Below are 13,342 nucleotides of genomic sequence, written 5' to 3' on the forward strand. Positions count from 1 at the left end.
AGAGAATTGGTCGCGTATGACCACTCAACAACCTTTGAGTGAAGGGCTATTGACAAGTATTGAATTGTGCGGAGGGGCGCTCCGATGAGCATTTTTCAGCCCGCCGCGCTTTTCTACAACCGGGGCGGTGTCATGGTGAAGCGGGCGTTGACCTGGGCGAGGACGTGCTGGCGCTGGGGTTCCAGGTCGAGGGCCGGGGCTCCGGCGTCCTCGGCGGCGGCCCCGTAGGCCATGGAGCGCATGCGGCCGGGCGACTGCGGATACGGCTGGGCGTTCTCGGCGCCGATGTCGGCCAGCTCGACGAGCGCGGCGAGGCCGGCGCCCAGGGCCTCGGCGTATTCACGGGCACGCTGGACGGCCTCGCGCACCGCCTGCTGCCGGGCCTGTCGGTGGACGGGCGAGTCAGGGCGCAGGGCCCACCAGGGGCCGTCGACGCGGGTGAGGTCGAGGTCGGCGAGGCGGGTGGTGAGTTCGCCGAGCGCGGTGAAGTCGGTGAGTTCGGCGGTGATGTGGACGCTGCCGTGATAGGTGCGCACGCGCTCGCCGCGACCACGCTGGGTGAGTTCGGGGGTGATGGAGAAGTGTCCGGTCTCCAGCCGCTCGACGGCGTCCCCGTACGTCTTCACGAGCTCCAGCGCCGTGGCGTTGCGGCGGGTGAGGTCCTCCAGGGCGGCGCGGCGGTCCTTGCCGCGGGAGGCGACCGTGATGCCGATGCGGGCGATCTCGGGGTCGACTTCGAGTCGCGCCTCGCCGCGGACGGCGATGCGGGGGGCGTCGGGGGTGCCGTAGGGGACCGCGGGCTGGGAGGTGTCCGGCGACGGGGTGCTCGAAGCGGTGGTCATACGCCCAACTCTGTCACTTCTCAGCCGGGTACGGCCCGGGAGCGCACAGGTTAGGTCACCAGATCGCAACCTCAGGGACCTGTTGCCGTCGGTCGTGGACGCGTCAGAATCTACGCGCGTTGTTGACCGTTCCCCGAGGAGAGCCAGAGATGCCCTTGAACCGCCGGAAGTTCCTGAAGAAGTCCGCCGTGACGGGCGCCGGGGTCGCGCTGGCCGGCGCGGCGGCGACGCCCTCGGCCGAGGCAGCGGAGAGCGCGATGAAGAAGCCGGCGAAGGCGAAGCGGTACTCGCTCACCGTCCTGGGCACCACCGACCTGCACGGGCACGTCTTCAACTGGGACTACTTCAAGGACGCGCAGTACACCGACGCGGCCGGCAACGCGCAGGGCCTGGCCCGCATCTCGACGCTGGTGAACGGGATCCGCAAGGAGCGGGGCCGCGAGAACGTGCTGCTGCTGGACGCGGGCGACACGATCCAGGGCACCCCGCTGACGTACTACTACGCGAAGGTCGACCCGATCACCGCCAAGGGCGGCCCGGTGCACCCGATGGCGCAGGCGATGAACGCGATCGGGTACGACGCGGTGGCGCTGGGCAACCACGAGTTCAACTACGGCATCGAGACGCTGCGCAAGTTCGAGGAGCAGTGCCGCTTCCCGCTCCTCGGGGCGAACGCGCTGGACGCGAAGACGCTGAAGCCCGCCTTCCCGCCGTACTTCATCAAGAAGTTCTGCGTGAAGGGCGCGCCGCCGGTCAAGGTGGCCGTGCTCGGTCTGACCAACCCGGGCATCGCGATCTGGGACAAGGCGTACGTGCAGGGCAAGTTGACGTTCCCGGGCCTTGAGGAGCAGGCCGCGAAGTGGGTGCCGAAGCTGCGGTCGATGGGCGCGGACGTGGTCATCGTGTCGGCGCACTCGGGTTCGTCCGGCACGTCGTCCTACGGTGACCAGTTGCCCTACGTGGAGAACTCGGCTGCGCTGGTCGCGCAGCAGGTGCCCGGCATCGACGCGATCCTGGTGGGCCACGCGCACGTGGAGATCCCGGAGTTGAAGGTCACCAACGCCAAGTCCGGGAAGACGGTGGTGCTTTCGGAGCCGCTGGCATTCGCGGAGCGCCTGTCGCAGTTCGACGTCGAGCTGGTCTTCAGCAAGGGGCGGTGGAGCGTCGAGTCGGTCGCCTCCAAGGTCCTCAACACCAACACGGTCGCCGACGACCCGAAGATCACCCGACTCCTCTCGGACGAACACGCGAAGGTCGTCAGTTACGTCAACCAGGTGGTCGGCACGGCCACGCAGACGCTGACGACGGTCGAGGCGCGCTACAAGGACGCCCCGATCATCGACCTGATCACCAAGGTCCAGGAGGACGTGGTCAAGGCGGCCCTGGCGGGCACCGCGTACGCCTCGCTGCCGGTGGTCGCGCAGGCCTCGCCGTTCTCGCGGACCTCGGAGATCCCGGCGGGCGAGGTGACGATCCGGGACCTGTCGGGTCTGTACGTGTACGACAACACGCTGGTCGCGAAGGTGCTGACGGGTGCGCAGATCCGGGCGTACCTGGAGTACTCCGCTGAGTACTTCGTGCGGACGGCCGCCGACGCGGTGATCGACACGGAGAAGCTGACCAACGCGAACAACCGCCCGGACTACAACTACGACTACGTGTCGGGGTTCCGGTACGACATCGACATCGCGCAGGCGGCCGGTGCGCGGATCAAGAACCTGACGTACAACGGGGCGGCGCTGGACGACGCCCAGCAGTTCGTGCTCGCGGTGAACAACTACCGGGCCAACGGCGGCGGCGCGTTCCCGCACGTGGCCTCGGCGACCGAGGTGTGGTCGGAGTCGACGGAGATCCGCACCCGCATCGCGGAGTGGGTGACCGCGAAGGGCGAGCTGGACCCGGCGGACTTCGCGTCGGTGGACTGGAAGCTCACGCGGAACGGGACGCCGGTCTTCTGACGTTCGGTCAACTGGTGGGCGGTGCTTCGGACATGGGGTGTCCGAAGCACCGCCGTCCCGTCAGCGCAGGGTGCGGGTGAACTGGTAGGCGCTCTGGGAGGTGCCGCTGCAGGTGTCGGAGAGCTGGCCGTTGGTCGCGCAGGCCTTGTCGCGGCCGAGGGACCAGAAGGAGAGCTCCTGGATGCCCTTGCTGGCCGCGAAGTTGGCGAGGGTCGTCGCGTTGGCGGTGGTGAACACCTCGGCCTGGGTGTCGTTGACCCCGATCATGGGGGTGTTGCCCTCCATGGCCCACAGCTGCGCCGAGGTCTTGGTCGTCCAGATCCGGCCCAGCTGGTCGTGCAGGGCCGTCGCCGCGTCGGTGGCCGCCTTGCCCATGTCCATGGCCGGCCCGTAGTCCATGGTCATGATGTTGACCAGGTTGACGGTCAGCGCGTTGCTCTTGGCGTTGTTGAGCAGGTTGATCGAGTTCTGCTCCAGGCCGGTCGGGTTGACCGGCAGGGTGTACTGGACGTCGAGCTTGCGCCCCGCCGCCGCGTATTCGGTCTGCAACTGCTGCAGGGCCTTGTTGCGCCGGTCGTTGGCGGCCGTGTTGTTGAGGGTCGAGCCCTCGATGTCGAGGTCGACACGGGTGAGGTTGAGTGTGTCGATGACCTTCTTGTACTGGGCCTTGAGGGTGGAGACCGACGTACAGGCGAGACCCAGTTCCGTGCCGGAGGCGCCGCCGAAGGAGGCGATGACGTCCCCGCCCGCCGCGCGCAGCGAGTTGATGGCGGAGGTCCAGGAGGCGTTGTTGATGGCCGTGTCGCCGTTGAACGTCGCGTTGCAGCCGTTGCCGGCGATGACGAAGGCGAGGGTGAAGTACTTCTGGCCGGTGGCGTTGCGCGCGTTGGCGAGGGCGGAAGGCGAGTTCCAGGTCTCCGCGTAGGGCGCGGAGTAGCGGGCGGGGAAGCCGGGGCCGGGGTTCGCCGCCGCCGGGGCGGCGGACGCCGAGGGGGCGAGCACGGCGGCCACCGTCGCACCTGCGGCAGCGGCAACGGCCAGCGCGTATCGGCTGTTTCGACGCATGAGTCCTCCAAGATGCGGCGCACACGGCGCCGGTGGGGGTAGAGGAAGTCACGCCCAGTTCACGAACCTGAACAACCTCTGTTCATGTGAACGGACTGTGAGCCATTAAGGCCTAGACCAATACCCCCGTCAACCCATGAGTCAGAAAAGGAGCGTTGGCGTCGACGCCGGTCCTCCGGCGATCAGGCCCTAGAGGTCCAGCAGCGTGATGTCGACGGCGTCCGCGATGGCCTTCGCGCCGGCGTCGTTGACGTGCAGGCCGTCGCCGGAGTCGAACTCCGCGCGGATACGGTCCCGTTGGTCCGGGTCGGCGACGGCGGCGGCCACGTCGACGACGCCGTCGAAGGGGTGCTCGTCGCCGAGCAGCCAGGCGTTGACCTCACGGCGTGCGACCTGGCCGGCCTCGCTGTCGTAGCCGGGGTAGACGGTGCCGGCGTACGGGCCCAACGTGCTGCCGATGACGGTGAGTCCGGCGGTGTGCAGCCGGGCCGCGAGCATGCGCAGGCCCGCGATGAGGTCGGCGGAGGTGGGACGAGCTGCGGGGTCGGGGTACGCGAGGGTGCCGGGCAGGCCGAGGTCGTTGAGGCCGATGTGGACCAGGACGTGGCTGACGCCGGGCACCGCGAGGACGTCTCGGTCGACGCGCGCCAGCAGGTGGCCGCCGACCCCGTCGATGAGCAGGCGGTTGGCGGAGATGCCCTGGTTGACGATCCAGCCGCGGGTGAGCCGGCGGCCGAGTTGGGCGGGGAAGCTGCTGTCGGTGCCGGGGGTGGTGGCCGCGCCCTCGATCCAGGAGTCGCCGAACGCGACGGCGATCCGGGTCCCTTCGGGGGCCAGGACGTCCACCCCGGTGAGGTAGTGGCCGGTCGACAACTCCTCGGCGCCCTCCAGGACTTCGGCGGAGAGCCGGTCGCCGGGCACGGCGTGGCCGATGTCGTAGGGAATCGCCGAGTATGTGCTCAGGCCGGTGTCGTCGGGCAGGTAGAGGCTGACGGTGAGCTCCTCCCCCGCGCTGACCGGCAACTCGACCGGGTCGCTGACGAGTTCCTCGCCGACCGGGATCGTGGTGTGCTCGGCGCCCGCGAAACGCAGGGGTGTGTCGCTGGTGGGGTCGATCCGGCTGCCCCGGGTGCGGACGGCGAGGTGGGCGCCGCCGACGCGCAGGGGCTCCTTGCCGTAGCGGTTGCTGAACCGGACGCGCAGCGCCTCGCCGCCGCCGGCCAGGCGCAGGGACTGGCGCACGGTCCGGTCGGTGAAGCCGCGGGTCTCGAAGAGGGCGAAGGCCTCGTACGGGTCGATGACGGCGGAGCGGTGAGCGGCGATCCAGGTCGAGGTCATGGCGGCCCAACGCCCCCGCCGGACGGATTCTTCCCCCGTCGGCCTTTTGCGCCTTTTCTTCGCCGGCGCCTCGCCCCGATGTCACCGCGCCGGTGGTGTCACGTCCCCTCGACGAGCGGGGTGAGGACCTGGGCCTGGCGGGCCTGCGGGATGTGCGGTTGGCGCTGGTCGAGGCCGAAGGTGGTGAAGGCCGTGCGGTTCGGCAGCGCGTAGGCCTCCTTGCCCGTCAGGGAGTTGAGGATGGTCGCGCTGCGCCAGGCGGCGAGGCCGAGGTCGGGGGTGCCGACGCCGTGGGTGTGGCGTTCGGCGTTCTGGACGTACACCGAGCCGGTGACGGCGGGATCGGTCACCAGCCTGAACTGCTCGTCGATTCGCGGGCGTTCGCGGCTGTCGCGGCGCAGATAGGGGTCGATGCCGGCGAGGATGCGGTCCAGGGGGCGTTCCTGGTAGCCGGTGGCGAGGACGACGGCGTCGGTGGTGAGGCGGGAGCGGGTGTTCTGCTGGACGTGTTCCAGGTGGAGTTCGACCTTGGTGGCGCCGATCCGGCCGGCGGTGCGGACGCGGACGCCCGGGGTGAGGACGGCGTCGGGCCAACCGCCGTGCAGGGTGCGGCGGTAGAGCTCCTCGTGGATGGCGGCGATGGTGTCGGCGTCGATGCCCTTGTGGAGCTGCCACTGGGTGGTGCCGAGCCGGTCGCGGACGCCTTCGGGCAGGGCGTGGAAGTAGCGGGTGTAGTCGGGGGTGAAGTGCTCCAGGCCGAGCTTGGAGTACTCCATGGGCGCGAAGGCCTCGGTGCGGCCGACCCAGTGCAGTCCCTCACGGCCGGCCGGGCGGGCGCGCAGCAGGTCGAGGAAGACCTCGGCGCCGGACTGTCCCGAGCCGACGACGGTGACGTGTTCGGCGGCCAGCACCGTCTCGCGGTGGGCGAGATAGTCGGCGGCGTGCACGACGGGCACGGCGGGCGCCTCGACGAGCGGCTTCAGCGGCTCGGGGACGTAGGGCTCGCTGCCGACGCCGAGCACGATGTTCCTCGCGTACGTCCGCCCGAGCGCCTCGGCCTCGCCGTCGGCGTCTAGCTGGGTGAAGTCGACCTCGAAGACGTCGCGTTCGGGGTTCCAGCGGACGGCGTCGACCTGGTGGCCGAAGTGCAGTCCGGGCAGACTCTCGGCGACCCAGCGGCAGTAGGCGTCGTACTCGGCGCGCTGGATGTGGAAACGCTCGGAGAAGTAGAACGGGAAGAGCCGGTCACGGCTCTTGAGGTGGTTGAGGAACGACCAGGGGCTGGCGGGGTCGGCGAGGCTCACCAGGTCGGCGAGGAACGGGACTTGGACCCGGGCCCCGTCGATGAGCAGTCCCGAGTGCCAGCCGAACACGGGCCGCTGCTCGTAGAAGGCGATGTCGAGTTCGGCGAGCGGATGGGCGAGGGCGGCCAGGGAGAGATTGAAGGGACCGATACCGACACCGACGAGGTCACGGGGCGCGTCGGGTTCGGGGTGCGGGGGGTTGGGGGTGGTGCTCATCGGGGGGTGTTTCCTTCCGCGGGTGTCTCTACGAGTTCTTCGACGACCTTGAGAAGCGCGGCCAGGTCGGCGGACCGGGTGGCGGGGTTGAGGAAGGTGGCCTTGAGCCAGAGCCGGTCGTCCATGCGGGCTCGGCCGAGGACCGCGCGGCCGTCGGTCAGGAGTCTGCGGCGTATGGCGGCCACGGCGTCGTCGGTCGCGTGTGCGGGCCGGAACAGGACCGTGCTGATGGTGGGCCGGTCGTGGAGCTCGAAGCCGGGGTGGTCGCGGACGAGGGCGGCGAACTCGCGGGCGTGGTCGCACACTTGGTCGACGAGCGCGCCGAGTCCGCTGCGGCCGAGGGTCTTGAGGGTGACGGCGATCTTGAGGATGTCGGGGCGTCGGGTGGTGCGCAGCGAGCGTCCGAGGAGGTCGGGCAGGCCCGCCTCGGTGTCGTCGTCGGCGTTGAGGTAATCGGCACGCTGGTTCAGGGCGGCGAGGTCGCGGGGGTGGCGGACCGCGAGGAGTCCGGCGGCGACCGGCTGCCAGCCGAGTTTGTGCAGGTCGAGGGTGATGGTGTGGGCGCGCTCCAGACCGGCGAGCTTGTCGCGGTGACGGTCGCTGAAGAGCAGGCCACCCCCGTAGGCGGCGTCGATGTGGAGGCGGGCGCGGTGGGCCGAGCAGAGGCCGGAGATCTCGGGCAGCGGGTCGATGAGCCCGGCGTCGGTCGTGCCGGCGGTGGCGGCGACCAGGCAGGGGCCCGGCAGGGCGGTGAGGGCCGCGTCGAGGGCGGCGGGGTCGAGGGTGCCGGCGGGGGCGGGCACGATCACCGGTTCGGGCAGGCCGAGCAGCCAGGCGGCGCGGGCCAGCGAGTGGTGCGCGTTGGCCCCGCACACCAGGCGGACGTCGGCGCCCTGGGTCTCGCGGGCGAGCAGCAGCGCGAGCTGGTTGGACTCGGTGCCGCCGGTGGTCACCAGGGCGTCCGAGACGCCGGCCGCCAGGGCCAGCTCCCGTGCCACCTGGGCCTCCAGCTCGGCGGCGGCCGGGGCCTGGTCCCAGGAGTCCAGGGACGGGTTGAGGACGCTCGCGGCCAGGTCGGCGGCGGTGGCGACGGCGAGCGGCGGGCAGTGCAGATGCCCGGCGCACAACGGATCGGCCGGGTCGGCGGCCCCTTCGGCCAGCGCCCGCACGAAGGCGTACAGGGCGTCCGGATCCCCCTCGTCCGGCAGTACGTCCCCCACGGCCTCCCGCACCCGCGCGGCGACCGTGTCCGGGCCGCCCGAGGGCAGCGGCCCGCCCCGCGCGCGCGTGCCGTCCCGCAGCGCGTCGAGCACGGTGTCCAGCAGAGGCCGCAGGGCGCGGGGGCCTTCGGGACCTGAGGCGAGGGGCGGCGTGCTCATGCGGTGACCTCCGGGGCGCCGGGCAGAGGGAGTTCCAGCTTGTACGCGGATGCGATGGCGCGCCCGAAAAGTTCAACGATTCAAACCCGAAAGAAGGTACTTCCGTACGAGGAAAACGTGTGGGGGTGGGCCGAATCGTGCCCTCGGCCCACCCCACCGTCCGTCGGTTGTCCGTCGACGCGTCCCGCCGGCTAGACCTCCCGCACCCGCAACGCCCGCGCCAGGTCGTCCAGTTCGTCGACCAGCCGCCGGCGCAGGGCCGGTGTCAGGTCGGCGGAACGCAGACACTCCTCGCCCGCCCGGAGGTTCTCCTCGTCGACGGCGTACCCGGGGAAGGCCCAGCGGCCGACGGCGACGGCGATCGCGGGGCCCCGGCGGGCGGCCACGGCGACGGCGTCCTCGTAGTAGCGCGGGACGTACTCCCGTACGAGGTCCGCCTGTTCGGGCTGCCAGAAGCCCTGGGCGGTGGCCGTGAAGAGGTAGTTGGAGAGGTCGTCGCCGGCGAACATCGCGTCCCAGGCGCGGCGCTTGGCCTCGGGGTCGGGCAGGGCCGCGCGGCAGCGGGCGGCGCCCTCCTGGCCGGTGGCGGAGGGGTCGCGGTCGAGTTCGGCGGCGATGGCGGCCTCGTCGGTGGCACCGAGGACGGCGAGCCGGCCCAGGACCCGCCAGCGCAGCTCGGGGTCCAGCTCCGGGCCGCCGGGCACGGTGCCCTCGGCGAACCAGGCCGCGATGGTCTCGGGTTGGGCCGCCACGTCGATGAAGTGCCGGACCGCGATCAGCCGCAGGCCCGCGCTGTCGCCGTCCTCGGTGCGGCGGATCAGGTCGCGGCACAGGTCGGTGAGGGTGGCGAGGGCGACCGGGCGGGCCTCCGTGGTGATGTAGCGGTCGGTGACCTGGCCGGAGGCGAAGGCGAGGACGCCCTGGACGAGGGCGAGGTCGGTCTCGTACGGGAGGTGGGCGCGGGCGGCGTCCAGGTAGGCGGTGGCGGGCAGTTCGCCGTCGCGGACCGCGTCCCGCAGCGCGTTCCACACGACCGCGCGGGTGAGCGGGTCGGGCAGTCCGGACAGGCCCGCACGGACGGCCTGGAAGGACTCGGCGTCGAAGCGGATCTTGGCGTAGGTGAGGTCGCTGTCGTTGAGCAGCAGCAGCGCGGGCCGCTTGCCCAGGGGTTGCGGGGCGCTCTGCGGGATGTCGAGGTCGAGGCGCTCGCGCAGGACGAGGCGGCGGCCCTCGTCGGCGGTGTCCTGGTCGTAGAGGCCCACGCCGATGCGGTGCGGGCGGCTGCCGGTGTGCTCGACGGTGAGGGCGCAGGTGCCGTCGTCCCCACGGGCCACAACCGGGGTGAGGGTGTCGACGCCGGTGGTGCGCAGCCAGGCGTCGGCCCAGGCGTGCACATCGCGTTCGGTGGCGGAGGCGAGGGAGTCGATGAAGTCGGCGAGGGTGGCGTTGGCGAACCGGTGACGGGCGAAGTGCGTGTTGATGCCCGCCAGGAAGTCCTTCTCGCCGAGCCAGGCGACGAGTTGGCGCAGCGCGGAGGCGCCCTTGGCGTAGGAGATGCCGTCAAAGTTGAGGAGGGCGGAGGCCGTGTCGTCGACGGCATCGGGGGCGACGGGGTGGGTGGACGGGCGCTGGTCGGCGTCGTAGCCCCAGGGCTTGCGGGCGACCCCGAAGTCGGTCCAGGTGTCGGAGAAGCGGGTCGCCTCGGTGAGGGTCTGGTAGCCCATGTACTCGGCGAAGGACTCGTTCAGCCAGATGTCGTCCCACCAGCGCAGCGTGACGAGGTCGCCGAACCACATGTGGGCCATCTCGTGCGCGATGACCATGGCGCGGGTCTGCCGCTCGGTGTCGGTGACGGCGGAGCGGTAGACGAACTCGTCGCGGAAGGTGACCAGGCCGGGGTTCTCCATGGCGCCGGCGTTGAACTCGGGGACGAACGCCTGGTCGTAGGAGTCGAAGGGGTAGGGCTCCTCGAACTTCTCGTGGTAGCGGTCGTAGCACTGCCGGGTGATCTCGAAGAGTTCGTCGGCGTCCACGTCGAGGTGCGGCGCGAGCGAGCGGCGGCAGTGGATGCCGAAGGGCAGGCCGCGGTGTTCGGTGCGCACGGAGTGCCAGGGTCCGGCGGCGACGGCGACGAGGTAGGTGGAGATCAGCGGGGTGGGGGCGGCCCGCCAGCGGCCCTCGTCGAGGTCCTCGGTGATGCTGTTGGCCAGGACCGTCCAGCCTTCGGGGGCCTTGACGGTCAGCTCGAAGACGGCCTTGAGGTCGGGCTGGTCGAAGGCGGCGAAGACGCGCTGGACGTCCTCCATGAAGAGCTGGGTGTAGAGGTAGGTCTCGCCGTCGGTGGGGTCGGTGAAGCGGTGCATGCCCTCGCCGGTGCGGGAGTAGCTCATGACCGCGTCGACGGTCAGCTCGTGCTCGCCCTCGGTGAGGCCGCTCAGCGGGAGCCGGTTCTCCTCCAGTGTCCCCGGGTCGAGGGGCTGTCCGTCGAGGACGACCGTGCGCAGTTCGGCCGGCTTGAGCTCGACGAAGGTGTCCGCGTCCGCGCGGGCCGTGAACCGGATGACGGTCCGGGAGTCGAAGTGCTCGTCGCCGACGGTCAGATCGAGGTCGATCGTGTACCGCTGGACGTCGAGGAGCCTGGCACGGGTCTGCGCTTCGTCGCGCGTGAGTACGGACATGCAGGACATGCTGCCTGATGGCACCGACAAGGCACAGAGGAGGGCCGGTACGCGTCCTACGTCCGGTACGCGGATCAGCGCCCCGCTATGTCCGTTCCTGTGCGGTCGTCCGCTGCTCGCCGTCGCGCTGCGGCGGGACGTGGGGGTCGGGATGGGGGCGGGCCGGGCGCGGGGTGTCGGGACCGTGGTCCTTGACCAGGGCGCGCAGTTCGCGGACCTCGCTCTCCAGGGCCAGGTGGCGCTGGTGGGCGTCGTACAGGTAGCGGACCTTGGTGCGCAGCGACCAGGGGTCGACGGGTTTCATGACGAGGTCGGCGACGCCCAGGGCGAAGGCGGCGGCGGTCAGTTCGTGGTCGGTGCCGAAGCCGGTGAGCAAAATGACCGGGATGTGCTGGGTCTGTTCCAGACGGCGCAGGTAGCGCACCACGTCCAGGCCGCTGACGCCGGGCATGCGGACGTCGAGCAGCAGGAGACCGACGTGTCCGCGCAGGACCTGCTTGAGCGCCTCGTCGCCGCTGGTGGCGCGGCCGAGCCGGTAGCCCAGCGGGGCCAGGGCGCTCTCCAGCGCGTACAGCGTGTCCTCGTGGTCGTCGACAATGAGGATCTTGGCGTCCGACGGCATGGCCCGGTGTCCCTCCCGCGTGGCCCACCAGTTTAGGTGCGGGTCGCTGACGGCGTGTGTCCGTCGCCTGACAAGGAGTGCACAGAAGCATGCACCGCCGGGGCCCGTCTGTCACGCCCCTTTCGGTGTCCCCCGGACATCTCCCTAGGTCAATTCCCCGCGCGCGGGGAGCCGTTCACGGCGTCCTCGGCGATGCGCTCGTGGTGGCGGATCACCTCGCCGATAATGAAATTCAGGAACTTCTCAGCGAACGCCGGGTCCAGCTTGGCGCTTTCGGCCAGCGCGCGCAGGCGCTCGATCTGGCGGGCCTCGCGGGCCGGGTCGGCGGGCGGCAGTTGGTGCGTGGCCTTGAGGATGCCGACCTGCTGGGTGCACTTGAAGCGCTCGGCGAGCATGTGGACGACGGCCGCGTCGATGTTGTCGATGCTGTCGCGCAGCCGGGCGAGTTCCTCGCGCACGGCGGGGTCGACGTCACCGGTACCGGTGTTGCTGGTGGTCATGGGCGTCCACCCTACGTGACCTGGGTTCACCGGTTCAGCCCGATGACCTTCGCGGAGCTGGACGTGGACCGGGGGCTCGTGCGGTACGCGGTGACCGTGCCGGGGCCCCGGCGGCCGTACCCGCTGACCGCGCGCGGGCTGCGCGATCTGGCGGTGGTGTACGTCGACGGGGAGCGGGCCGGGGTGCTCGCCGAGGGCGAGGAGCGGCTGAAGGAGCCGGTCGCCGGGCACGCGCGCGTGGAGCTGTGGGTGGAGTCGCTGGGGCGGGTCAACTACGGCCGCGCTCCGGGGAACCCGAGGGCGGGACGGTGCCCCGGGGTTGTGCCGGGGCACCGTCGAGGTGCGGGGCGCCGGGGGCGCCCGGCTCGAACTGCCGGGCCGGACCCGGGGTTCGCGTGGATCAACGGGTTCGGCCTCGGCCGCTACTGGTCCGTCGGCCCCCAACGCTCGCTGTACGTGCCCGCGCCCGTGCTGCGGGAGGGCGTCAACGAGGTGTGGGTGCTGGAGGTGGAGGAGGCGGGGCCGGAGGGGGTGCGGCTGCGGCCCGTGCAGCCATGCCGTCGCGCCCGTCCGGAGGCTCCGGCGTCCCGTCCCGAGAACCCCTGCGTTCCCCTAAAGGGCGTTCGCCTAAAGGGCGTTCACCGCCTTCGCTATGTCGGCCGCGAAGGTGCTGACCTGCGTGTACACGCCGGCCACTCCGGGGCGGGCGCAGCCGTCGCCCCAGCTGACGATGCCGACCTGGACCCACTTGTCGGCCGCGTCCTTGCGGAACATGGGGCCGCCGGAGTCGCCCTGGCAGGTGTCGACGCCACCCTGGGGGTAGCCGGCGCACAGCTCCTGCTGGGGCACCAGCTCGTTCCCGTAGTGCCAGCCGCACTGTGTGTCGGGGACGAAGGGGACGTTCGCCTTGAGGAGCTTGGTGGAGCCGGTGTTGGCGTTCTCCTTGGTGTCGCCCCAGCCGGCGATGGTGAAGACGCCACGGTTGTACCGCGTGTCGGTGGCGATCTTCAGGGTCGGCAGGTCGATCGGGCGGGCCAGCTTGATCAGCGCCCAGTCCCGGCCGACGCCGTTGTAGCCGGGGGCCTGCTTGACCTTGGTCGACTTCACCTTGATCGCGGCGGTGGAGGTGAGGTCGGCGACCCCGGCGGTGGCGGTGATGCGGGTGTTGCTCCCGGAACCCGACACGCAGTGGGCGGCCGTCAGCACGACGTCCTTCTTGTAGAGCGCCCCGCCGCACCCCATGGAGAGGTGGACCATGAACGGGAACTCGCTCGACCCGGCGGGCGTTCCTCCGACGACGGGTGAGGGCGCGGCCTGCGCGCCCACGGGCTGGAGGCCGGCCGCGGCGAGGGCGACGACACCGACGGCCGCGGCTCTGCGCCCCAGGGCCGAGCGGGTTCTCCTGGGCGGGGTGGAGGTCAACGTGGATCCTTTCGTGGC

Annotated in this window: 10 protein-coding genes and 1 pseudogene; 2 read left to right on the forward strand and 9 right to left on the reverse strand. The window is 71.0% G+C overall.

Annotation, left to right across the window (positions count from 1 at the left end; translation table 11 throughout):
• Positions 1-113: 113 nt before the first annotated feature.
• Positions 114-842 (reverse strand): SIMPL domain-containing protein, encoded by a 729-nt coding sequence (locus tag ACIQI8_RS11130; RefSeq protein ID WP_402347378.1) that lies wholly within the window; start codon positions 840-842, stop codon positions 114-116.
• A 149-nt stretch (positions 843-991) separates the two neighbouring features.
• Between ACIQI8_RS11130 and ACIQI8_RS11135 the strand changes: the two genes are divergently transcribed.
• On the forward strand, positions 992-2,800 hold the full coding sequence (locus tag ACIQI8_RS11135; protein WP_402347381.1) for a bifunctional metallophosphatase/5'-nucleotidase: 1,809 nt from the start codon (positions 992-994) through the stop codon (positions 2,798-2,800).
• A gap of 60 nt (positions 2,801-2,860) precedes the next feature.
• Here the strand turns inward: ACIQI8_RS11135 and ACIQI8_RS11140 are convergent, their stop codons facing one another.
• The 7 genes from ACIQI8_RS11140 to ACIQI8_RS11170 form a co-directional block, all read right to left on the reverse strand.
• A complete protein-coding gene (locus tag ACIQI8_RS11140) occupies positions 2,861-3,865 on the reverse strand; it encodes a chitinase (RefSeq protein WP_402347384.1) in 1,005 nt (334 codons plus the stop codon).
• Positions 3,866-4,054: 189 nt separating this feature from the next.
• The gene (locus tag ACIQI8_RS11145; RefSeq protein WP_402347386.1) at positions 4,055-5,203 is read right to left on the reverse strand and encodes a GDSL-type esterase/lipase family protein; all 1,149 of its coding nucleotides are present in this window, start codon (positions 5,201-5,203) and stop codon (positions 4,055-4,057) included.
• A gap of 98 nt (positions 5,204-5,301) precedes the next feature.
• Positions 5,302-6,723, reverse strand: a complete 1,422-nt coding sequence (locus ACIQI8_RS11150; RefSeq protein ID WP_402347389.1) for a lysine N(6)-hydroxylase/L-ornithine N(5)-oxygenase family protein — start codon at positions 6,721-6,723, stop codon at positions 5,302-5,304.
• Entirely contained in the window at positions 6,720-8,102 is a 1,383-nt protein-coding gene (locus tag ACIQI8_RS11155; protein WP_402347392.1) for a pyridoxal phosphate-dependent decarboxylase family protein, read from the reverse strand. Before ACIQI8_RS11155 ends, ACIQI8_RS11150 begins: the two co-directional genes overlap by 4 nt.
• A 191-nt stretch (positions 8,103-8,293) precedes the next feature.
• Entirely contained in the window at positions 8,294-10,780 is a 2,487-nt protein-coding gene (pepN, locus tag ACIQI8_RS11160) for an aminopeptidase N (protein WP_402347395.1), read from the reverse strand.
• A gap of 85 nt (positions 10,781-10,865) precedes the next feature.
• On the reverse strand, positions 10,866-11,402 hold the full coding sequence (locus ACIQI8_RS11165) for a two-component system response regulator (RefSeq protein ID WP_402347398.1): 537 nt from the start codon (positions 11,400-11,402) through the stop codon (positions 10,866-10,868).
• Between the two features lie 149 nt (positions 11,403-11,551).
• Positions 11,552-11,902, reverse strand: a complete 351-nt coding sequence (locus ACIQI8_RS11170) for a chorismate mutase (protein ID WP_402347401.1) — start codon at positions 11,900-11,902, stop codon at positions 11,552-11,554.
• Positions 11,903-11,941: 39 nt separating this feature from the next.
• Between ACIQI8_RS11170 and ACIQI8_RS11175 the strand changes: the two are divergent.
• Positions 11,942-12,433: pseudogene (locus tag ACIQI8_RS11175) on the forward strand (beta-galactosidase); the annotation flags it as partial.
• A 96-nt stretch (positions 12,434-12,529) separates the two neighbouring features.
• Here ACIQI8_RS11175 and ACIQI8_RS11180 read toward each other — a convergent pair.
• Positions 12,530-13,324, reverse strand: a complete 795-nt coding sequence (locus ACIQI8_RS11180; protein WP_402347404.1) for a S1 family peptidase — start codon at positions 13,322-13,324, stop codon at positions 12,530-12,532.
• Positions 13,325-13,342: the final 18 nt, after the last annotated feature.

Origin of the sequence: Streptomyces sp. NPDC092369, from assembly GCF_044755245.1 — a bacterium.
Lineage (GTDB): Bacteria > Actinomycetota > Actinomycetes > Streptomycetales > Streptomycetaceae > Streptomyces.